The organism is Phocaeicola dorei (genome assembly GCF_013009555.1).
In the GTDB taxonomy this organism is placed as follows: domain Bacteria; phylum Bacteroidota; class Bacteroidia; order Bacteroidales; family Bacteroidaceae; genus Phocaeicola; species Phocaeicola dorei.
Genome location: NZ_CP046176.1, coordinates 3,504,787 through 3,526,199, shown reverse-complemented (window position 1 = coordinate 3,526,199; position 21,413 = coordinate 3,504,787). Strand labels below are relative to the sequence as shown.

Below are 21,413 nucleotides of genomic sequence, written 5' to 3'. Positions count from 1 at the left end.
CGGGAGTATTACAGGTTGTTTATTACTTTCATCATTTGTTCTTTCCATGACAGGTTTTTAATGGAATCCCTTATTCTGCAAGGAGACAGATCCAGTTCCATATAGAACCGGATAAGCCGGCGGATATCTATGGGACTTTCATCGGCTGGAACTTTCAGTATATAAGGCATCTTGTCAAAGTCTCCATCTGTTTCTGAATATGCAAAAGGTATTCCCCGTGCTGCATATTCTCTGTTTTTTAATGTTTTGATTTTGTCGATGCCGCTGCGGTGGCGTGCCAGACTGCCGATGGCAAAGTCTGCTTCGTTGAATAATTCGTCTAGTTCCTCGTTCATTTTTTGTCCGTGGAAGATGACATATTTTTCTATATGATATTTGTTGATAAGTTCATAAAATCCGGGAGCGTGTTGTGAATCATGCATTTCGGATTTCCATATACCTCCTGCGATGTGGAAAAATACGGTTGTGTTTGCCGGGTTTTGGTAATATTTGCCCAAACCCTCTATCAGACGGTCGTAACCGTGCCAATAATGTACTTCGGCCACTCCTAGTAGATGAATGACGGAGGTATTTTTAGAAACCGTCTTTTTCAGCGGAATGGAATCAAAGTCAACTCCATTGGATATCTGAATGGTACGTTGGCCGAATATACGGTGATAGTCTGAGAAAGTGACGATGGCGTTCACGTGTTTTGCCAGTGTCTTTCGGAATACTTTATCCACTTGTATCCCCAGGCGTGTGGTCAGTGGAAAACCGGTGTATTCGCTGTCGTAAGGATAGGTGGGTATTTCCATCGCTATTTTAATTCCGGCTTTCCTTAGTTTGCTGAACAGCCGGATGGTGAACGGATTTGCATTATGGAAAGAGCGTACGTAGATTAATTCCACTTGATGTGTTACAGCATAGCGGTATATGCATTGGTAGGAAACTCTCCTTTTCGCCGCAGCTGGTTTGCCTGTTCCGTAGTCGTCTATTATTTCATCGTTTATCATCCTTACCCGGTGGCCGTTGTCCGCTATGCTGTATGTGCATAAACTGACCCGGTGTCCACATGTTTCAAAGCCTTTAACCTGATACAGGATCTTTTTGCTGATGCCGCTGTAAGGGGATAGTCCGTGGAAAAGGAGATAGATGATATTCATAGTCGGGTAGTTGTTAAAGTGTTGAATAGTTCATCCCACAGTTTCATCACTTCTTCGCGTAAATAACGTTGGATATTCTTTTGGGCCTGCTTTCCCATCCGTATGCGTTTGTCCGTATCCTCTATCAGCCGGCATATCGCGTCAGCCAGTTCGTCTGTGTTTCCGTTCTTCACCAGTATTCCGTCTTCTTCCGGAGTGATAATCTCGGCAGGTCCGTATGGACAGTCGAATGAAATGCAGGGAACACCACATGCCATCGCTTCCAGAAGTGCCATCGGTAATCCTTCAAATCGTGAACTCATGACGTATATGGAACTTTCCAGATATTTTTCTTGAATGTTTTTTGTCGGAGGGCATAGTGAAAAACTGTTTTCTATATGATGCTTTTCAATAAGCTCTTGCAGACTGTTCCTATCCTGTCCTTCTCCGTAAATGCGGATATGCCAGTCGGGATGCTTCTGATTGACTTTGATCCAAGCTTCAATCAGGCGGTCATACCCCTTCTGTTCGCTGTATCTTCCTATGCTGATGATTCTTTTTTCCAGGCAGGAACTCCCTTTTTGGGGTGAGAAAGGTAAGAAGTTTGGTATGACACAAGCCTTCTTCACTTCTTTCCAATTATCCGCATCATGTTGTGTCAGAACAACCAGCGCGTCCAGTTTTTTTACAGCTTCCTCCTGTTTCTTTCTCCAATGCCGTGCGATTTGCTTGTATGGGAATCCCCGTTGTTCCATCAGATGCAGGTTACGAGTGTACGGTTTAGCTATATGGGATTCTCCTATTTTTACGCTTCCATCGTCCAGTTGTGTCAGAAAATCCAATTCTCGGCCCAATGTGCTGATGACGATATCCGGCTTCAAGGTTTTCAGCCAATACTCCAGCTTCTTTCTGTACAGGTACATCAGGGTAAAATAATAATACCCTCTTACTAACAGGTTGTGATGATACTGTCTGTCAAAATCAATCGCTATGTCAATGTGCCTGATTCTGGGAGATATCGGGAAAACGGGCGGTCGTTCTTTTTGTGAATCTGTGATAATAAATACATCCTGATGCATTTCGTCAGCCAGATAGTTCGCTTTTTGGATGATGCTCCGGTCTGCGCCTCCCACGGTGCATAGTGCTGTGTATAGATAAACGATGGTCATTTTTCAGTCAGTTTATGAAACAACATTTCCCATTGCGGCATGATGTTTCGGAGTGAGTAGCGTTTTATATTTTGTTTAGCTCTTTTGCCAAAAGCTTTTCTTTCTGCTTCATGTTCTATCAAGTGGCAAAGAGCGTTGGCAAATCCTTGTATGTCTCCGTTTTTAACGAGGAGTCCGTCTTCCTGGTTTCTGATGATTTCCGATGGACCGAAAGGACAGTCGAAAGAAACACAAGGAACACCCAGACTCATGGCTTCGATCAAGACCAGTCCAAAACCTTCGTAATTGGAGCTTAGGGCCAGAATGGAACTGTTCAGGTATTCTTGCGTTATGTTTTGTGTAAAAGGATGAATTGTGATGGAGTGTTCCAGCTTTCTGTCTTTAATCTGCCGGGCTAAGCTATCCTTATAAAATCCTTCACCAAATATATCCAGTATCCAGTCGGGATGGCGTTTCTGCACGATATTCCATGCGTCGATCAGTCTGTCGAATCCTTTTTGCCAGGTCAGTCTGCCTGCCGCTATTACACGGGGAGCTTCACAAGAGCTGATTGTTTGTATATCAATAGAGGTGGTGTTCGGAATGATATGTATATTCGGATGTTGTCCCCACATGGCGGCATCTCCTTGTGTCAGTGTTACTATAGCATCGCTGTATCGTTTTACATCACGGAAACATTGGTAGCTGACGTATCTGTCTTTTATATCTTTAAAAAAACTCTTTTTGCGGTTTGCAGGTATCCGGGTGTATATTTTGGCGCAATGCGATTCAATGATTTTCTTTGCCTTGCAGTTTAATTTACAGATCAAATCCGCTTTGAAACTGGTATTTCCTGATATGATATCGGGATTGATGAACTTGATCTCTTTTTTTAATTTTTGTTCGAATTTATGGTTCAAAGTCCATCCCACTTTCAATTGTTCGAGAAGCGGATGCTGGTATTGCAAATGAAACTTTGTATCCAGATCGATATGTTCCACTTTGTCGGATAAAGGGAAAGAAAGAGGATGATTGCCTTGGGAAGAAGTGATAAGATAGACCTTGTGCCCATAAATTTCGGCCAAGTAATTCATCTTATCCGTTAAAATCCGCTCCATGCCTCCTATACGGGCTATAGAGTCGTATACATATACTATTTTCATTCCCCTGATTTGTTTTTCCGTAAAAATAGTGTATTCTTTTTATATATCCAATAAGAAGTTGTTGAAATTCCTGTCCATATCCGTTTTTTTATGGAATGTCGGCTGTATTCGGAGTAAAGAGTGGGTTTCAAGGGATGAAGATGGGTATATTTAGTAATTAAAGTCTTTGGAATGTTGTGAGTATCATTTGTTTTTGCGAATATTGCATTTTATAATGATTAGCAGATAATGATGAAAGAGATAACGGTGGTGATGCCGGTTTACAAGGTGGAAAAATACGTATCAGAATGTCTTGATTCCATAATCAACCAAACTTTTGATTGTTTTGAGTGTATCATCATTGATGATTGCTCTCCGGATAACAGTATGTGCCTGATAGAGGAAAAGCTGGCCGGATATAAAGGGAACATCAGTTTTAGAATCGTGAGAAATGAGAGGAATGAAGGAGTCTCTGCGGCAAGGAACAAGGGAATAGAACTATCCCGGGGTGGTTATCTTTTTTTTATAGATTCGGATGATATGCTTTATGAGAATTGTCTGGAGAAATTATGGGAGGAAACGAAAAGATATCCGGGGGTTGACTTGGTGCAGGGGGATTCTTATTCAGAAGGGATGGAAAACAAAAACAGTGATTTGCAAAGATATACGGAAGGACGGATACGTATCAACAAGCTGTTTCTGGATTCGAAAATAACATCCACTCCGGTCAACAGATTGATCAGAAAGGAGGTGCTGACAGAGAATGCCATTTATTTCAGGACGGGCATTTTGTTTGAGGACTTTTTGTGGTGCTATTTTCTGTATAAAAAGGTGGAAATGTTTGCTTCCGTCAATTCTTTTACTTATTTCTACAGGCGTTCAAATCCTTTCTCAACCATGAATAGGGCGAAAACGGACTTTGACAAGCCGGCAAAGGATTTTATTTTTATCTTGACCGTTTTTAATGAGCACATGGAACAGGAACTGTATGCCGAAAATATCTGTTTCATTTTGAACAAGCTGATGCCGGTGGTGTATAATGCTGCTGCAATAGGGGTTACAAGGGAAAGTAATGATGCGATAGATAAGTTTAAAAGAAATTTGATAAGGAAGCATTGCAGAGAGTTCCGGCCTATGGAGGTTTTGTACGAATTGAATTTGTTCTATCCTTTTTCTCTGCTTTTGAATTGGGGGATTTACAGACATCACATATTGTATAAATACGCTAATCTGATCAAATTGTATTATAAGATATGGGGAAGGTGGTATCTCTGAATCTTCTTGTGTAATGAATATTATTCCTTTAGGTTGGTAGTTTTCTTGTTACATTGGTTGTCGGTTTCTTTTGTAGCCGGTTCATTCATATGTGATAGGATAGCGGAAAAAGCATAATATAATTCTTTGAATGCTTGCAGGCGGAAGAAAAACAGGTATTCAAAAAAGTATTTGGCGGGGAGCCATTCTTTTGTTTTTGCCGAAGGGATACACCACGGAAGTGGTGACAGGTAATAGTGGATTTTTTCTTGTCGCAACAGTCTGTTGCATTTCATGCTTGCGTTGAACCGTATGATTAAACTCTCGCGGTCTTGTTTGGACATAGCAAGGGACTGGTCGGATTCGGTACAATAATAAATGATTCTTCTGTCTGTGGTTACTTTGGGGGCATATATACCGACAAGGCATGAAAAATACACATCGTTGGCTATTCTTGTTTCATCGAATTGAATGTGGAATGTTGACAGGAAGCTGCGCCTTATCATTTTGCCCCAAGGAACTTGAGATTGGTATCGCAGTTTGTTTTCCGGGTTTACATCATTGAAGAAGTTGGTATAGTAAGTTCCGCGTCGGCTTTCTTGGGACGGATCATCGGACATGACAAAACGTACATTGAAATAGATGACTTTATGGGGGCTGTCCATGTATTCGTTTAAGATAGTAAAACAATCGGCTGTAAAGAAATCATCTGCATCCGCAAAGATAATCCATTTGCCACGGGCGTGGGAGAGTCCTATGTTCCGTGCGTATCCTGCTCCTTTTCCCTCCTTAGTGAACAGGACTTCCGTATTTTTTCTGCCGTTTCCCGGAAAATGAGAAAAATCGACAGATTCGGAATTGCTGTTATCATCAATGATAATGATTTGAATTTCATCCCAAGTGGGAATTGAGCACAGACAGCGTTCCAGAAGACGGGGAGTATTCTTGTGCGGAATAATGATGCTGTAATGATAACTTGTGTTCTTTGTCATTCTTCTTCTTTTTGCAAAGATATTGATTTATATTCAGCATCATGCATTATCTTGTCAATATCTCGATGAGTATGAGAATCTTTCACTGAAAATTCTGGGTGATAATGCCCTCATGCCCTCACTGTGTGCACAACTGGTTGTTTATGAACTATTTGTATAGTGATGGTAAAAATTGTAACTCTCACTTATGCTCTCATGCCCTCACTGTTTTTGAGAACAGAATTTCACATAATCTATTTGTTATCAGTTATATATCCTTTTTTTATAAGTTGTTCCGGTTTAATATGAAGTAGGTCGTTCTCAGGCTTTTTCTTTGCAAAAAGTGCGTCTGAAGGGATCATACCTCTACGGAATATGGCGAATTTCCGGCAGCAGTAAAAAGATCAGGAGGTTTTAAAAAAAGCTCGCCATCTTTTTAAAAAAGAACAAGGTCTTTTTTTTATTTGACCTGTTGTTTTTGGGTGTGCAGGATTTCACATACGTACGTGTCGCTCTATGCGTATGTACGTGCCGCATATACCTGCTTTGTATTATATGATATTCTTTCCTCATTCCGCATTTATTTTCGTTTCTTTATCGTATCTTTGCGAAGAAAGAGTGTAATCTAAATTCCATGAGAATATTATTTTATTGTGATACTGTCTTCAGTTTCGGCGGAGTACAGCGTGTGTTGGCTGAAATAGCCAAGGCTTTGTCCGGAAAACATGAAGTCACGATACTGACTACGGATACTTGTACGGACTTGTCGATGTACGGATATGCCGAAAGTACCGTGCAGTTTGATTCTTTCTCTTATTCCGCCTCCTCTTTCATCGAGCGTTTGTTATGTAAAAGCTATAGTTTTTTATATAAACATGGGTTGCCTCATACCCGGCTGACTTCGAAATGGTATGCTGCCAGTTTTTTCCCTTCTTCTTATAAACGGACATTGGCAAGGAAAATAAATGCCCGGCAATGTGATGTAGTCATCGGGGTACATGCTTTTATGGCTCTGCACCTCTCTGCTGTAAAGAACCGGATTCAAACAAAGACTGTTGGGTGGCTGCATAATTCTTATGGAGCATTCTTTGAGAAAGAAACTCCCTATTTGCCGGGATTGGATTATTTTTTTCAAGTCCAGATGAGGAAATTGGACGAGAGGGTGGTTTTAAGTCATGCAGATGCCGGTTGTTTCTTTCGGAAAATGAACCTGTGCTGCGAGGTGATATACAATCCTCTGACTGTACTGCCTAAAGGTCGGGGAAAGAAGGAATATAGAAGGATTTTGGCGGTCGGTCGTTTTTCATTCGGACATAAAGGATTTGATATTTTAATAAAAGCTTTTTCTGTTTTTGTGAAAACTCATCCGGACTGGACACTGGAAATTGTGGGGGAGGGTCCTGAGGAAGCGCTTTACCGTTCATTGATCAATGAATATGAACTGGAAAAGAACATGGCGCTGCATCCTTTTACGAAAGAGGTGCAGGAATATTATGCACATTCCAGTATGTATGTGCTGAGTTCCCGTTGGGAGGGATTCGGCCTGGTGATGATAGAGGCTATGGCGCACGGGTTACCTGTTATCGCATCTGATTTACCGATAACGCGCGAGTTGTTGAAAGACAAAGATATGGCCGTTCTTTTTGAGACAGGGAATATAGCTCAGCTGGCCGGTTGTATGTCGTATATGGCTGATCGGACGGATTGGGAATGGATGGAAAATAAGGCGGTGGAATATGCTGATACATTTCATATAGAGAAGGTCTGTGACAGTTGGAATAATTTACTAAAAAAAGTAGTGTATGGTACAAGATGAACAGGAAAAATGGGATATTGTGATCAAGCCTCGGTCCGGTTTGTTCCGGTTGGATCTGGAGGAGGTATGGCGGTATAGGGATTTGCTGGTAATGTATATCAGACGGGATATCGTCACTTTTTATAAACAGACTGTTTTAGGACCGTTGTGGTTTGTTATCCAGCCACTGCTTACTACCGTCATGTTCATGTTTGTTTTTGGCGGTATTGCCGGTATTCCTACCGACGGGCTTCCTCAACCGCTCTTTTATATGGCGGGCTTACTCTGCTGGAATTATTTCTCGGAATGTTTAAGCCGCTGTTCGGATACGTTCAACGCCAATCAGAATGTATTTGGAAAAGTATATTTCCCTCGTCTGGTGGTACCCTTGTCCATCGTTATATCTTGTATGATAAAGATGGGCATTCAGTTTGGACTGTTTGTTTTAATTTATATTTATTATTTGTGCAACGGATATTCGTTGATGGTCAACGGATATGCTTGGTTGGCTCCCTTGCTGCTGCTCATGTTGGCAGGTCTTGGTTTGGGGTTCGGATTATTGATATCCTCCTTGACGACCAAATACCGCGACTTGCGTTTCTTGATTACTTTCGGGGTGCAGTTGTGGATGTATGCCACTCCGGTTATTTACCCTTTGTCCGTGATGAGGCAGAGCCATGAGCAGTATATGTGGATCATTGTGGCAAATCCGCTGACTTCCATTATCGAAACATTTAAATTCGGATTTTTGGGAGTGGGGACTTTCAGTTGGTTTCACTTAGGCTACACGTTGGTGTTTACAGTGGTGATAATGCTTTGGGGGATGGTGACTTTTAATAGAGTGCAACGTAGTTTCATGGATGTGATTTAAAAGGAGGGACAGAATGGGAAAAATAGCGATAGAGTTTCAGAATATCAGCAAGCAATATGCATTGGGAAGTATCGGAGCCGGAACGCTGAGCCGTGATTTGAATCGTTGGTGGGCGCGGATTCGTGGGAAGGAGGACCCGTATCTCAGAATCGGGGAAGAGAATGACCGTTCCAAGCAAGCGATGGGGGATTTTGTATGGGCGTTGAAAGATATTAATTTCCATGTGGAGGAAGGGGAAGTGCTGGGTATTATAGGTAAGAACGGTGCGGGAAAGTCCACTTTGTTGAAAATCCTTTCGCGGGTGACTTCTCCTACTGTCGGTTGTATCCGTGCACGGGGGCGTATTGCCTCTTTGCTGGAAGTGGGTACAGGCTTTCATCCCGAAATGACAGGACGGGAGAATATTTATATGAATGGTTCCATCATGGGGATGACCAAGGCGGAGATTACCCGTAAGTTGGATGAGATTGTGGCTTTCGCCGGTGTGGAGAAATATATCGATACTCCAGTGAAACGTTATTCTTCGGGTATGACCGTGCGGTTGGGTTTTGCTATCGCTGCCCATCTGGAGCCGGAAATTCTGGTAGTGGACGAGGTGTTGGCAGTGGGAGATGCGGAATTCCAAAAGAAGGCCATTGGCAAGATGCAGGACGTGGCGAAAGGAGAGGGACGGACAGTTTTGTTTGTCAGTCATAACATGGCGGCGGTAAGAAGTTTGTGTACAAAAGGAATATGCTTGGAAAATGGTACCGTAGTTTATCAGGGGACGGTTCATTCTGCCATTGATTATTACTTGAAAGAGAAAGGGACGGTCCGGAAAAGTAAAATTATAGATTATGTGGGTTGGACGAAAAATACGCTTCATATAGATTGCATTGAGATAAACGGAACGGAATGTGCCTCTTCCACTATTCATGGAGGTCAGAATTTTCTGACTGTGAAAATACAGGGATATTCTGAAGAGGATATGATGTATGATGTAATGCTGGTTTTGAAGAGCAGGACGGAAGTGCCTTATGCTAGTTATGCTCCGGGACATTATTACGGAAGTATCAGTCATTTACCTAAAGGGGATTTTTGCATCGAGAGGCGTATAGGGCTTCCGTCTGTGCTGAGTAAAGGTGTCCTGCAGGCAGATTTGTTTATACATCATCCTATGGTGGAATATTATTTGAAAGCAGTTCGTTGCTGTTTGCTGGAATGTGAGGGATTTCAAAGTGGATTCGGACATGCGCTGACACAAACGTCCAACGGCTTTATCGGATTGGAGGATATAAAAGTTTGATCATTATGTTCTACTATGGAGATGAAGAAAAAAAGAATTGTATATAGTTTGACTGGAAGAGGGTTGTTCTCAGAGTTGTCTAATCTTGCATTGGCATTGGTCTATGCGGACTATAATCAGGAAGAGCTGACTGTCAATACAAGAAACTGGAATGCAAGGGTGGAGAAAGGCTGGAGTGATTATTTCGAGTCGGTCTTGCCAGACTGTAACGGAATGATGTGCTCGCAATATATTGTTTATAAGAAGGGGAAGCCTTGGTGGGGAAATATCTATTATAATCCGTCCGCTTTTTTCCGGTATTATATTTTCTATATAATGAATAGGATATATCTGTTATTTCATCCGGAAACGGAACTAGGGAATGAGGTATTTCTAAAAATGAGATCGGAGGAGTTTCTGGAGAAGCTGGAAGATATCAGAAATGATTATGGCTCTGCCTTGCGGAAAATATTAAAATTTAATGAGAAGACAACCGGTTATATAGAAGAAAGGAAAAGTGAGATGAATTTGCCGGTAGATTACATAGCGGTACATATAAGGCGGGGAGATAAGATAGTTTCCCGTGAGATGAAGGAACTCGGTTTGTCTCTTTATATTGATGCTGTTAAAGGGAAGAAGCATATCAGCCGTAATGTGTTTATAGCTACGGATGATAGTTCTGTGAAGGATGAGTTGAAATCCATACTAGTTGCCGAAGGATTTAATGTTTACTGTAACACAGCTGTGACACAAACAGGATTTGATGAGTCTTTGTTTAATACAAAGGATAAAAAAAGTAGATATATAGATACGTTGAATATGCTGTTGGATATGGATATTCTGATCCATTCTTCATTTTTTATCGGTACTTATACTTCGAATGTCAGCCGGATTGTGCCTCTGTATGTCGGATTCGGAAAATCGCTCAGTCTGGATGACGAATGGAAACTTTAGATTGTAAAAAGCGAAATATATGTCACAAAGAAAATTTTCGATTATAACCATTAATTATAATAATAAAGAAGGGTTGAGGAAAACCATAGAAAGTGTGGTCGGCCAGTCTTTTAGGGATTTTGAGTATATTATTATTGACGGAGGGTCCACGGATGGAAGCATTGAAGTGATAAAAGAGTATGCCGGTAAAGTGGACTATTGGGTATCGGAGCCGGACAAGGGTATTTATCATGCCATGAATAAAGGAGTTTTACAGGCGCATGGAGAGTATTTGAACTTTATGAATTCCGGTGATGAATTTTATAACAATGGTGTGTTGCAGGAGGTGGCACCTTCATTGGACAGCGATATTGTTGTTGGAAAAATAGTGCATGGCACAGAGGTGTGGGGCTTTCATAAGGAGGATATAACGCTGATGGATTTGATTCGGGGAACTGTATTGCATCAGGCTTCGTTCTTTCGTAAAGAACTTTTTGATGAAAACAGGTATGACGAGAATTATAAGATTGTATCCGATTGGAAATTTTATATTCAGACCTTGATATTCAACAATGTGACGTTCCGCAATATTCGTTCTATCGTTTGTAGGTTTGTGCCTGGAGGGGTCAGTGAAACGGATGCCGGGACAAGAGATCTGGAAAGAAGGCGGGTGTATAAGGAATTGTTTCCGGATAGAATGATAAAGGATTATATAAGACTGGAAAAGGTGGAATCCCCTTTATTGGAACTGATTCCCGAACTGAATAAAACTGCTGGCCTTCATCAGATGGCATACAAATTGGTCTGTGCCTTGTTGTGGGTGCATGGAAAGATAAAACGGGTGCGTGTTAAGTAAGCAGTAAATTGTTTTTTTCACTTGAGCCATGCCCGCAGGATAAGTCTGATGCCATATAGCGCATACTTTATTTTTAGAGAAAGTGGAAGATGTATATAATTGTTTTTTCTGATTCTTAGCATTCTGTCCCATAATTCATTGAAGGGGATTTCCCGTGAGTGTTGGGTATAGAACAAGAACGAACTTTTTATGTAATCGGCCGACAAAGCACGTAGAATATAGGTGGGGAATGTGGCCGAAAGTGAAGTCATCAGGTCGAATGCATCCATGAAAGTGCACAGTTTGGGGGTGTAGTTTTTTTGCGACAGGTTCATGGCGCTTGATTTTCTTGTGACATAGTGATAATAGGGGGAAGTGGTGTATGCGGCTGATTGGCAGTGGCTCAGGTATTGAAAAATAAAGAGTCTGTCTTCATTATAATAAATATGTTCATTGAATTTTAGGTGATGTTTGTCAATGATTTCTTTATGATATAATTTATCCCATAAGTTTCCTTTGTATTTGTAATGCCTGTCGTTAAACAGGGAGTGAATGGCCTCCCACTGGGTTAATTTGCCGGATTTCACTTCGTTGATGTGGTAAATCGGACGACCATCTTCATTTTCAATGATATATCCGCAAGTAGCCAGACCGGCTTCGTTTGTCCGGATAAGTTGATAAAGAGTGGCTATCATATCCGTTTCTATCCAGTCGTCGCTATCCATGAAAGCTATATATTCTCCTTTTGCGGTTTCCAGTCCTTGGTTTCGTGCATGGCTGACTCCTTGGTTCAGAGTGTGTATTACCTGTATTCGTTGGTCCTTGCAGGCGTATTCGTCACATATTTTCCCGCTTCCGTCCGTACTTCCGTCATTAACCAGCAGTACCTCAATGTCTGTCAGTGTCTGGTTTAAGACGCTGCTGATACACAAAGGCAGGAATTTTTCTGTATTGTATATAGGGATGATGACAGAAACCAACGGCATAACTTATAATTCTGTGAGTTTATAAATAAGATCATTCTTTAGCTGGCGAAGCGTATAAAGCAGGTTGCTCGGATTTTGAAACGTTTCTTCCAAGGGCATGATGACGGGAACATACTTTATCTTTAACCGGTGCCTTATGCAATAGACATTGATCAATCTTTCTGATAAATAGCCGAACAGACGTGCCTGATCCGGATAGGCGGACAGTTTTACCCGTTTTTCTAATTCAAACAATACGCGGAATAGCCACTGGGAGTATTCGTTAAAATGTTTCCGTCTGGTGATGAACATATTATATCCGGAATAGGCATTGCAGTGATACATGAATGTATGAAAAGCTTCAGCATATTCGGGTGTGAGGTGTTGAATGACTTCTTTCAGTAAATTGAGGTCATTGACTAGATGGGAAATGGCGTATTGTGTAGCGACGTTATAGGGATAATGACGCTTGGGAGAGAGGATGATGTCATAATCATTTAATAAAGTTTCTAAATCAGGAAATTGATAAGTTTCTTTTAGAAATGAATCTATGTTAATGAAACTCCTGTCTGGTGAAAAAGCTGGAAAAGGGCGATGAAAATCAAAGAAGCGCCTGTAATGATTGAGCCCTATAATGTCACACTTTAGATTTTTCCAAGCCCAATAATGGGCGGTTAGTTCACAAAAGTGAGGATTCCTGTCGGATATATTATCTCCTGTGTTATCTAGTACAGGGAAGAATCGGGCACTGGTTAGGGAGGCCCCCACCTGTATAGGGCAGAAGTACTCATGCTGCGGTAGCCGGCTGTCCTTATGGGCACATACTAATATTTTTATATTTTCTCCCATGTTTGTGATTGAGGGTTATAGCGTTTGATAATGCGTGCGGGATTTCCTACCGTGACACAATAGTCGGGTATGTTTTGGGTAACTACACACCCGGCACCGATAAAACAATGTTTGCCGATGGTGATTCCGGGCAGTACAATCACGTTGGCTCCTATGATGGTATGTTCTCCGATGTGGATAGGGGAAGTGGTGATACCTTGTTCGATGATGCCTTGAGTGATATTCTGATAATTGTGATCTAATCCTATCAGGGCTACGTTTTGTGAAATATTGACCCCGTTGTCTATCCGGATGGGACCGATGACCGTATTGCTGAGTCCTATCCGGCAATAGTCGCCGATTACGATGTCGCCTACGGCATTGTTCAAGCAGGAGAAATCTTCCACTACCGAATATTTTCCCATCTGGAACAGATGGAACGGTGGAAGGTCTTTCCGTACACTGGGATAAATGACTGAGCCCTGGCCTTTTTTTATGTAGAAAGGTTGCCATACGCGTATCCACCAATAGGGGCGTGTCTTTACCGGATGCATGATGAAACCGTGTATCCGTTTTTTCCATTGCGGGTGTTGTTGTAAGTACTCCTTTATATTCATAATTCTATCCATGCTGTGTATGGTTGAACTTCTGTGCCATTCCTTTCAAGTGAAACAAGTTGAGAAGCATAATGATTACAAAATAAGGTGTCTGCCTGAGGATTCTGCTCATGTATTTATATCTCATATTGGACGGAATGGCCAGGTATAACGCACCATTCAGCAAGATAAGCAAAATCCACCACTTTATGGAAGAAGTTGGAGAGAAAATGCAGAGAACACATGAAAAGAATCCGATGAGCGCCAACAGAATGCTGCGGGGAGCGATAAAGGCTTGGAGGGTTTTCAGCAGATAATCTCCGTTTCCGTTCAGTAAGGCTGTGGGGAGGTTACGTCCCATTTTTAATGCAAGGAAAAGCTGGGTGGCTATCCAGCGGCGGCGCTGGTTACGCAAGGCATCCGGTTGCCGGACTTTTTCGTCCAATGTTTCTAGGGTGTCTATATATTCAATGTGAATGCCTTGACGGAGCAGGAGTTCTTCCAGTTCTTTGTCTTCGCCCGTACTATGGGTATGGATGATGTTCCGGACAAACCATCGGAAATCGAAAGCCATTCCGGAGCCGGTAAGGGCAGATGAAAATCCCAGCCGGATGTGTCCCTTGCGGAAGATGGAATTGTTCATCTCTTCGATGGCGGCATCCAATAGGGCTATGTCTGTATTCATATTTTTGGCTTTGCGGTGTGTCTGTATGGCTTTTATACCCTGTGAAACTGCCTTATTCAGTTCTTGAAGATAACAGGGTGAGATCAGATTATCGGCATCCAGTATGAGGACATAATCGTATGGCTGGTCTGTGATGGTCTCTGCTGCAATGCGCAGGGCTTTTGCCTTGGAACTTTCCTTTTCATGCAGTTCTATCAAGCTGATGCGTTCTTTGCGCAGTGAGGCATTGGTTTCGGGACGCATGTGGTCGGATATGACTATCAGGTCGTAAAGCTCTGCCGGATAAGTTTGGCGCAGAACGGAAGTGACGCAGGCGTGAATGACCGCATCCTCTTTATAGGCGGGAACAAGGATGATAAAACGTTGCCGGACAGTAGTCGCGGGATATTTCTTTTGTTTGAAGAAATGAGAGGCGGCAGAAAACAGGACTATATACCCCACACTGACGGAAAGGTAGATATATAGCGTATATTCCATGATATGTATAATTTCCGATAGCATGGGGCTTTTATTTTTTCTTTCTTAAAAGCATATTGAATATCATGCCTGCCGCCAGAAAGGGGATAGCTTTCATGGCTTTGTTGAATTTGCTGTCCACCAAGTAGTTTGGAGTGGCTATTGCCATAGTCAATAAGAAAGTGAGTAATAATCCCCACCATTTTAGGCAGGCGCTCCAGTGGAAGTATACGGACAGGAAACTGAACAGGATGAGGATACCTAGCAGGATGGTGCGAGGGAAAATGAACCATTGCAAAATACGGTCGGCATAATCAAATTTTCCACTTAAAATGGCGCCGGGCAGATTACCGATATTGGTGAACAGGGAATAATATTGGGTTTTAATCCAAGTACCATGTTGGGTATAGAATTTTTTCTTTCCACTATTCTTCAAGGCATATACATGGGTATTATTTAAATATTCCACATATATCCGTTCGCGGAGCAGCAGGGATTCGATGACTTTTTCATCGTCATCGTCTTTTAAATGACGGATGTTTTCTTTGAACCAAGTGAAGTCTATTGCGGTTCCGGAGCCGTTCAGCGAAGCTGAAAGTCCCAAATTGACATGTCCCGCACGAAGAATGGAATTATTGATCTCGTCGGTGATGGCATTCAATATGCTGACATTATTGGGTCTTTCTTGATAGATGCGATGGGTTTGGATGGCATTGGAGCCGCTGGCATACGTATTGTTGACAACTTCAAGAAAATTGGTGTCCACTACATTGTCCGCATTCATGATTAAAACGATATCGTATTGTCCTTCTTGTAATTGTGACATAGCTGCTTTGACAGATTTCATTTTTGAACTTTTCTTGAACCTGGCTTGCAACAGGGTGATGGGATATTGTGCCAGCTGTCTGTTTGTTTCCGGCTTCAGGTGGTCTGAAATGACGATAATGTCATAGCAGTCTATAGGATATTCTTGTTGTAGAAATGATTTGACGGTATAGGGTATGTAGTCATCGTCCTGATAGGTCGGTATCAGAATGGCGAAACGGTGTTTTACTCTTGATTCGGAATATTTGTCGGTGCGGTTGCCCGTTGCCGCTATGGCGTATACCAGCAGGTAAAAAACAGTAAAGGCGCATATCGCGAAAAGTAATAGTTCTATGTATGCTAGAAATATCATGGCTGTTTGTCTTTGTTTCTAAGTTTGAAAAATGCTTTTGTTCCCTCCCAATGTGCTTTGGCTATGGCTTTCTTTCCTTTCCCCAAGGCGGTCAGTATGTTTTTGGGACATACAATCATTGTCTGGTATAAGATGGAAACCGGAAGTTTCCAGTCAAAGAGATTGCGGTAGGCATATAGTAATCTGTTTCTGCTCAGGTAATAGTATTTCAACGGACTTTCTTTTCCGGTGGAGTTGCTGTCCTTGTGCCATATTTCGCAAGCGGGATCGTACCATAGTTCGTAGCCTTCCCTATTGATATAGGTGCACCAGTCCAGTTCCTCATAATATAGAAAATATTCTTCGGGCATCAGGCTAAGCTTGTCTATTATTGTTTTTTTCAGTAACATGGCGGCACCATGCAGATAAGGCGTTTTTTGGGCGGGGTAGTGGCCTTTATTTATTTTCCCTTTGCCTATGGCTCTGTTTCTTAAGGTAATGGGCGAAAGTTGGGTGTATCCTGCAAATTGTATGGCGTGCGGTTCTGCATAATCCCGGATTAACGGGGAGACACCTGCTATCTTGTCGGAGGACAGAAGGCGTTTTATCAACAAGGGTATGGCATCTTTGACCATACAAACATCATTGTTCAGCAAGAACAGGTATTTTCCTTTTGCAAGGTTTATACCCAGATTGTTACCTCCGGCGAATCCTAAGTTCTGCTCACTGCGTACGGCTTGGATAAAAGGATATGTTTTTTGTAGCAAGGCGGCTTCATTGGCAGTGGAACCATTGTCAATGACTATCATTTCATAACTGACAGAGAATATAGTAGCTGTCCACGAGTCGATAAATTCGCAGGTGTCGTGAAAACCGTTATAGTTCACGGTGATGACGGATAGGTCAGGCTGCCGGTAGTCCATGTATTTCTGAGTATTGTTTATCTAAATAAGGTCCTAAAAAAACAAAGGTGAAACAGGAATAAATCAAGATTCCGTTAGGAAACTGGAAATAAACCATATTGGCGTAAGAAGCTACCAGTATGCCTGCACAACCGCATAACATACCTGTCAGCGGTCCTCGGATTTCCGGATTTCGGATTTTGAATAAAAGAATGTAGGAGCCCGATAGAAATAGAATGGCATGCATACCCAAAAACACACACAGTCCCACTATTCCCATCTGTTTCCATACATCTACCAGACTGGAGTCTGAAGGACAGATGGAAACGAAATAATATTTGTTATGGGGAGGAACTACCCCGTCTATGGCTCCCATGCCTATGCCGAAGGGCATTTCATCCATGTAGGCATTCAGTGCTTTCTGGTTCTCGAAACGCGCCATCATCGATTGGTCCTCTGTGTCGAAAGCGGAACGCATACGGCGGATCAATTTATTGCTCTCTCCGATCTTGGTGTATTTCAGCATTCCTACTCCTCCAACAAGCAGGATAAAGGAAATGATGCCTATTTTCCAACTTTTAGACAGGAACAGAAAGAGCCCCAGCCCTGCAATGGGTACTGCTATGGCCGATCGGGTTCCCGATATTAACAGACCATAAAATCCTGCCATACCCACTATTAAATAGAAGAGTCTGAGAAATAGGTTCTTTGTATAGAAAAAAGTAAGCGTGAAAACAGTGCAGGATAATCCCATGCTGGCACCGAAAAGACCCGCGTCAGTGAAAAATGAGAAATAGCGGATACCGGAATGGATAAAATGGGTACGTGCTCCGTAGGCCCACAACCAGCTTAGCTCGGTACTGTCAAAACCTTTGTTCTTTTGCCAATATCCTTTTGCGGCAGCCAGTAGGGTCATGATACCCCATAGTATTAAAAAGTAATGGATAAAAGTGTAGCGATTGCAGTGTATGGATAGAATAATACAGGTCAGAATAGGGTATAAGGCCCAGGGTCTTAAAATACGAAGCCATGCTTCCATGTAAAATTCACCGGTAATACCATTACCTATGTTGATGATACAATATAGCAGCCAGACCAATGTGATGCAGGTATAGACGTTCAGTATTCTTCTGAAATGATGATTGCTTTGTAACTGTTTCAGAAGAATAAGGGCCAACATGATGCCGTAGAGCAAGTCAAAGATATTGGTAATGGCAATAGGGATGGAATGATATCTGTTAATTCCCATTATCAGGTAATTCAGCATAAAGGTGATGGCCAGCAGAATGGCGGGTTTGTTTATGCATATAAAAATAAAAAGCGTGGCAAAAGGTATGAACCCTATTGCAACTCCTATGGCAGGTTTCATGTTGAGGGCTGTCCATAGGCATAAGCACAGCCCGATAATAAAGCTGGCTAGAATTTGACCTGTATGGGTTATATTTATTTCTTTTGCTATCATTATCTATTTTCCTTTGTATTCAATGGCGGTCAGTCCGAGTTGAAACAGCCTGTATTCCATATTCTTAAAGTTCGTGTAAGGAGGTAATTGTCCTGTAAAATCTTCCACTGTATTTCTGTCTGCTTGTGTCAGATAGAAAAGGAGGGGTACTTCTTTTTGTTTAACTTGTAACAAATGTTCATACAGTGCCTGATCCGTATTTTTCCAAGTACGGTTGGCACGGACAACCAGCAGATTGATGGATGCTTCATTTAACAAAGCCGGAGGCAGAGGATTGCTTTTCAGGACCGGGTGTTCGATTAGAAGAATTTCATCCTTTTCCAGATCGGGACATAGTTCTTTCAAATTGTTTGCCTGTACATATTGGCTGTCTTCGCTTAGAAAATCTTCATCGTATGTAATGCGGCGGACGTTTAAGCCGATGTTGCTCCAATATTCCTCTATCAGGCGGGCGACATGGGTCTTTCCGTCTTTCTCTTCTGTACTTAACAAATTGATAACTCGCTGTTCCTGTGTATTTAGATGAGGCAATAAAGCGGTGCTGAGTTGCTTGACGGCCATTTCGTTTATGGCTTTATTATAACGTCTGTATCTTAACTTGCTTTCTTTAGGATATGCGCCGATAACTGTTCCTCCGGTGATTCGTTCTGTACGTATTTTGTCTCTGAGGGTACGGTCCAGTATTTCGATAATCAGAAAATAACCAATGATGAAAAGTAAAGTACCCAGTATGGATGCAAGTATAATCATGCGTGCATTGGTGGGGGAGGAGGTCAATGGAAACAGGGGCGGGTTCATGATTTTTAATGAAGCCGAAGTCATTTCCAGATTCTTTTGTCGCAAGATGGCTGCATTTAAGGCCCCCATGGTAGACATATAGTTGCTTTCCACAAAGCCGATATGCCTTTCTTTCCGGCCCAGGGTGGCGCCGATGGGGGAGAAATAAAGGAAATCTTCATTTAAATTCTCTCTCATTATATCTCGTGCTTCCATTTGGGCTTTAGTCTTTTCGGCAAGGACTATTTGGTCAAGCCACTGGCTGATGAGTGTTTCATAAGATACATTGTTTGTACTTGCAGCTTCAGCACTTAGTTTCAGGGCGAGATTGTTGATGTTTTGTTCGGCGTTACTTAACATGTTTTTTTGTTCCTCCAGTTTCTTCCGGTTCTTTTCGTCCGGAGTGATTTCCATGGTTGAGATCTGAGTGTTCAATTGGGACATTTGATGAAGTTTGTCCATAAACTCATTGTTGGTACGGATCAATTTGGCCACATCACCTAATTTATATTCATAGAAATCGATCAACGCCTTACTGGTAGAGTAATTGACAAGTAAATCATTGTCCATCATCCGGTAAGCAGCGTCCATGCTTGCCACTTGTTTGGTTTGTTCTCCGTAGTTGATGATGCGGTTTTCTATATTGTACTCGATTAAAGAATCCTCGGCGGCAGTCAGCATTTTGTCTAATCTGGCCAGTTCTTCTTGAAAGAACTTGATAACATTGTCTGTTTCTCCATAGCGTAGTTCATGGTATTGTTTGACAAATTCTTCATTCAGTATCTCAAGTGTGTTATAAGCTATTCCCGGATCGTTGGCACTATAAGCAATCTCGATCATATCGCTGTTTCCCAACCTGGCTACTTTTATATGTTGTGAGAGTAGAGGTACGCTGAAATAAGGGTGGGTATAATTGAGTAGTTGGTAGATAAAATTATTGATGGACGGGCGTTCAAAAGCTACCAGATTATGATAGGTTTTCTCTTCGTTTTGCTTGTCTATCAATGCCTGTAACTCTCGTGGAATACCGGAAACTAGCTGCTGGTAATGTATGGCTGAAATATAACTGGTGTTTCTTTCGGCATCTCCATAAACCAAACAGCGGGCAAGCAGTTTCAGAGATACTATTTTCAGTGTGCGTTCCGTCGTAATGATATTCATTAAATTACTCATGTGCACAGTGGCATTTCTGGTATCGGTGGCATCTACGTTGTATCCGGAGATGATTCCTGTAAAGATGGTGGTTTTCACATCATACGTTTTTTCCAGACTTCTGGTAAGGAACCACGCTATGATACCGGCTATACATGGAAATATAACCATCCACCAACGGATACGATAGATAAACTTGACTATATATTTAAATAATTCCATGTTTCTTATTCCTTTTTGTCTTACTTTGCCTCTTGTTTTCTTCCTGTTCCTGTATCGTTGTTTCTTGAACGTCCTTTTCTCCTTGTATGGTCAAGATGGGGGTGTGGGAGATTATTTCAAGGGTCAGCAGTTGATCGTTAATAGTAGAGCGTAGTAAGGCAAAGTCTTGATTAGCGGCAAATTCCTGCTCTTTAGTCTTGGCCACATCATGAATAGAGGTACGTCTGTTTCTATATTCCTGTTCTGCAACAGCCGATGCACCTTTATATAAAGCTATATTTTCAGCTGATCTTTGCAATGTTTCTATATTAGATAAAATCTGAACATATAAATGAGCTATTTGTATTTTAAGAGTTTCGTATGCTTCCTGTTTTCTTAACTCGGCAATATCCACTTGGATTCGCTGGCGCTTGATTCCTCCCCGGAGGTCGAACAGCTTTTCAAAAGGAATACTGATGCCGCCTCCCACGTTCCACGAAGTTTGTTCTGTACCTACATACCTGTAAATAAGTGGGGTGTTGACATCCGTATTGCTGGCCACATTGTCTGCTATACCGTAAGAAGCACTTCCGCCGGCTTGGATAAACCCCAGCCAGTTCCTTTTCTCTTTCGATAGTAACTTTTTCTGTAACAGTTTCTCTTTCTCTAAAATCTGTAAGCTTGGAGTGCTGCGTGCATTCTCATAAAGGACACTTAACGGAGGCAGCTTTATCTTCGCATAATCCACATTCATATTCCCCAATATATCATCTTGTGTCACAAGAGGTTGCTGTACCGGTTGTGTTTGTTGTTCTTCCTGTTGTGCGCTTAAGTGATGGATAGAACAATACATACAGATGACAAAAAGACATACTTTATCCATATAATAAATCCCCTTT

Annotated in this window: 19 protein-coding genes; 6 read left to right on the top strand and 13 right to left on the bottom strand. The window is 41.9% G+C overall.

Annotation, left to right across the window (positions count from 1 at the left end; translation table 11 throughout):
• Window positions 1-8: 8 nt before the first annotated feature.
• The 3 genes from GKD17_RS15050 to GKD17_RS15040 are packed head-to-tail and all read right to left on the bottom strand — an operon-like array spanning window position 9 to window position 3,432.
• Window positions 9-1,142: a glycosyltransferase family protein gene (locus tag GKD17_RS15050; RefSeq protein WP_007832358.1), complete on the bottom strand. Its 1,134-nt coding sequence runs from the start codon at window positions 1,140-1,142 to the stop codon at window positions 9-11.
• Complete coding sequence (locus tag GKD17_RS15045) at window positions 1,139-2,290, bottom strand: glycosyltransferase family 4 protein (protein WP_007832359.1); 1,152 nt, start codon at window positions 2,288-2,290, stop codon at window positions 1,139-1,141. The genes GKD17_RS15050 and GKD17_RS15045 overlap by 4 nt, the downstream gene beginning before the upstream one ends.
• The gene (locus GKD17_RS15040) at window positions 2,287-3,432 is read right to left on the bottom strand and encodes a glycosyltransferase family 4 protein (protein ID WP_007832361.1); all 1,146 of its coding nucleotides are present in this window, start codon (window positions 3,430-3,432) and stop codon (window positions 2,287-2,289) included. Before GKD17_RS15040 ends, GKD17_RS15045 begins: the two co-directional genes overlap by 4 nt.
• A gap of 228 nt (window positions 3,433-3,660) precedes the next feature.
• On the opposite strand from GKD17_RS15040, the gene GKD17_RS15035 reads away from it, so the two are divergent.
• A complete protein-coding gene (locus tag GKD17_RS15035; protein WP_007832364.1) occupies window positions 3,661-4,686 on the top strand; it encodes a glycosyltransferase family 2 protein in 1,026 nt (341 codons plus the stop codon).
• 20 nt (window positions 4,687-4,706) lie between these two features.
• Here GKD17_RS15035 and GKD17_RS15030 read toward each other — a convergent pair whose 3' ends face one another.
• Complete coding sequence (locus tag GKD17_RS15030) at window positions 4,707-5,657, bottom strand: glycosyltransferase family 2 protein (protein ID WP_007832365.1); 951 nt, start codon at window positions 5,655-5,657, stop codon at window positions 4,707-4,709.
• Between the two features lie 613 nt (window positions 5,658-6,270).
• Between GKD17_RS15030 and GKD17_RS15025 the strand changes: the two genes are divergently transcribed.
• The 5 genes from GKD17_RS15025 to GKD17_RS15005 are packed head-to-tail and all read left to right on the top strand — an operon-like array spanning window position 6,271 to window position 11,355.
• Window positions 6,271-7,452, top strand: coding sequence for a glycosyltransferase (locus tag GKD17_RS15025; protein ID WP_007832368.1), 1,182 nt, complete (start codon window positions 6,271-6,273; stop codon window positions 7,450-7,452).
• On the top strand, window positions 7,439-8,302 hold the full coding sequence (locus GKD17_RS15020; RefSeq protein ID WP_007832369.1) for an ABC transporter permease: 864 nt from the start codon (window positions 7,439-7,441) through the stop codon (window positions 8,300-8,302). Before GKD17_RS15025 ends, GKD17_RS15020 begins: the two co-directional genes overlap by 14 nt.
• 13 nt (window positions 8,303-8,315) lie before the next feature.
• The gene (locus tag GKD17_RS15015; protein ID WP_007832370.1) at window positions 8,316-9,587 is read left to right on the top strand and encodes an ABC transporter ATP-binding protein; all 1,272 of its coding nucleotides are present in this window, start codon (window positions 8,316-8,318) and stop codon (window positions 9,585-9,587) included.
• A gap of 15 nt (window positions 9,588-9,602) precedes the next feature.
• On the top strand, window positions 9,603-10,520 hold the full coding sequence (locus tag GKD17_RS15010; protein ID WP_007832371.1) for an O-fucosyltransferase family protein: 918 nt from the start codon (window positions 9,603-9,605) through the stop codon (window positions 10,518-10,520).
• A 19-nt stretch (window positions 10,521-10,539) separates the two neighbouring features.
• On the top strand, window positions 10,540-11,355 hold the full coding sequence (locus tag GKD17_RS15005; RefSeq protein ID WP_007832372.1) for a glycosyltransferase family 2 protein: 816 nt from the start codon (window positions 10,540-10,542) through the stop codon (window positions 11,353-11,355).
• Window positions 11,356-11,372: 17 nt separating this feature from the next.
• Here GKD17_RS15005 and GKD17_RS15000 read toward each other — a convergent pair whose 3' ends face one another.
• Genes GKD17_RS15000 through GKD17_RS14960 form a run of 9 tightly spaced genes read right to left on the bottom strand, consistent with a single transcriptional unit; the run spans window position 11,373 to window position 21,397 of the window.
• Entirely contained in the window at window positions 11,373-12,320 is a 948-nt protein-coding gene (locus tag GKD17_RS15000) for a glycosyltransferase family 2 protein (protein WP_007832373.1), read from the bottom strand.
• 3 nt (window positions 12,321-12,323) lie between these two features.
• Complete coding sequence (locus GKD17_RS14995) at window positions 12,324-13,148, bottom strand: DUF4422 domain-containing protein (RefSeq protein WP_007832374.1); 825 nt, start codon at window positions 13,146-13,148, stop codon at window positions 12,324-12,326.
• Window positions 13,133-13,744, bottom strand: coding sequence for an acyltransferase (locus GKD17_RS14990; RefSeq protein WP_007840247.1), 612 nt, complete (start codon window positions 13,742-13,744; stop codon window positions 13,133-13,135). Before GKD17_RS14990 ends, GKD17_RS14995 begins: the two co-directional genes overlap by 16 nt.
• A gap of 4 nt (window positions 13,745-13,748) precedes the next feature.
• Window positions 13,749-14,909, bottom strand: a complete 1,161-nt coding sequence (locus GKD17_RS14985; protein WP_007832376.1) for a glycosyltransferase family 2 protein — start codon at window positions 14,907-14,909, stop codon at window positions 13,749-13,751.
• A gap of 7 nt (window positions 14,910-14,916) precedes the next feature.
• Complete coding sequence (locus GKD17_RS14980) at window positions 14,917-16,041, bottom strand: glycosyltransferase family 2 protein (protein ID WP_007832377.1); 1,125 nt, start codon at window positions 16,039-16,041, stop codon at window positions 14,917-14,919.
• Complete coding sequence (locus tag GKD17_RS14975; RefSeq protein WP_007832378.1) at window positions 16,038-16,943, bottom strand: glycosyltransferase family 2 protein; 906 nt, start codon at window positions 16,941-16,943, stop codon at window positions 16,038-16,040. The genes GKD17_RS14980 and GKD17_RS14975 overlap by 4 nt, the downstream gene beginning before the upstream one ends.
• Complete coding sequence (locus tag GKD17_RS14970; RefSeq protein ID WP_007832380.1) at window positions 16,924-18,384, bottom strand: O-antigen ligase family protein; 1,461 nt, start codon at window positions 18,382-18,384, stop codon at window positions 16,924-16,926. Before GKD17_RS14970 ends, GKD17_RS14975 begins: the two co-directional genes overlap by 20 nt.
• Before the next feature lie 3 nt (window positions 18,385-18,387).
• On the bottom strand, window positions 18,388-20,535 hold the full coding sequence (locus tag GKD17_RS14965; RefSeq protein WP_007832381.1) for a GumC family protein: 2,148 nt from the start codon (window positions 20,533-20,535) through the stop codon (window positions 18,388-18,390).
• Window positions 20,522-21,397 carry a TolC family protein gene (locus GKD17_RS14960; RefSeq protein WP_007832382.1) on the bottom strand — a complete coding sequence of 292 codons (876 nt, stop codon included), beginning with the start codon at window positions 21,395-21,397 and terminating at the stop codon, window positions 20,522-20,524. Before GKD17_RS14960 ends, GKD17_RS14965 begins: the two co-directional genes overlap by 14 nt.
• Between the last annotated feature and the right edge of the window lie 16 nt (window positions 21,398-21,413).

Coding starts and splice junctions, on each gene's coding strand:
- GKD17_RS15050 (WP_007832358.1), bottom strand. CDS start 1,142: ATGAATATCATCTATCTCCTTTTCCACGGACTATCCCCTTACAGCGGC.
- GKD17_RS15045 (WP_007832359.1), bottom strand. CDS start 2,290: ATGACCATCGTTTATCTATACACAGCACTATGCACCGTGGGAGGCGCA.
- GKD17_RS15040 (WP_007832361.1), bottom strand. CDS start 3,432: ATGAAAATAGTATATGTATACGACTCTATAGCCCGTATAGGAGGCATG.
- GKD17_RS15035 (WP_007832364.1), top strand. CDS start 3,661: ATGATGAAAGAGATAACGGTGGTGATGCCGGTTTACAAGGTGGAAAAA.
- GKD17_RS15030 (WP_007832365.1), bottom strand. CDS start 5,657: ATGACAAAGAACACAAGTTATCATTACAGCATCATTATTCCGCACAAG.
- GKD17_RS15025 (WP_007832368.1), top strand. CDS start 6,271: ATGAGAATATTATTTTATTGTGATACTGTCTTCAGTTTCGGCGGAGTA.
- GKD17_RS15020 (WP_007832369.1), top strand. CDS start 7,439: ATGGTACAAGATGAACAGGAAAAATGGGATATTGTGATCAAGCCTCGG.
- GKD17_RS15015 (WP_007832370.1), top strand. CDS start 8,316: ATGGGAAAAATAGCGATAGAGTTTCAGAATATCAGCAAGCAATATGCA.
- GKD17_RS15010 (WP_007832371.1), top strand. CDS start 9,603: ATGGAGATGAAGAAAAAAAGAATTGTATATAGTTTGACTGGAAGAGGG.
- GKD17_RS15005 (WP_007832372.1), top strand. CDS start 10,540: ATGTCACAAAGAAAATTTTCGATTATAACCATTAATTATAATAATAAA.
- GKD17_RS15000 (WP_007832373.1), bottom strand. CDS start 12,320: ATGCCGTTGGTTTCTGTCATCATCCCTATATACAATACAGAAAAATTC.
- GKD17_RS14995 (WP_007832374.1), bottom strand. CDS start 13,148: ATGGGAGAAAATATAAAAATATTAGTATGTGCCCATAAGGACAGCCGG.
- GKD17_RS14990 (WP_007840247.1), bottom strand. CDS start 13,744: ATGAATATAAAGGAGTACTTACAACAACACCCGCAATGGAAAAAACGG.
- GKD17_RS14985 (WP_007832376.1), bottom strand. CDS start 14,909: ATGCTATCGGAAATTATACATATCATGGAATATACGCTATATATCTAC.
- GKD17_RS14980 (WP_007832377.1), bottom strand. CDS start 16,041: ATGATATTTCTAGCATACATAGAACTATTACTTTTCGCGATATGCGCC.
- GKD17_RS14975 (WP_007832378.1), bottom strand. CDS start 16,943: ATGGACTACCGGCAGCCTGACCTATCCGTCATCACCGTGAACTATAAC.
- GKD17_RS14970 (WP_007832380.1), bottom strand. CDS start 18,384: ATGATAGCAAAAGAAATAAATATAACCCATACAGGTCAAATTCTAGCC.
- GKD17_RS14965 (WP_007832381.1), bottom strand. CDS start 20,535: ATGGAATTATTTAAATATATAGTCAAGTTTATCTATCGTATCCGTTGG.
- GKD17_RS14960 (WP_007832382.1), bottom strand. CDS start 21,397: ATGGATAAAGTATGTCTTTTTGTCATCTGTATGTATTGTTCTATCCAT.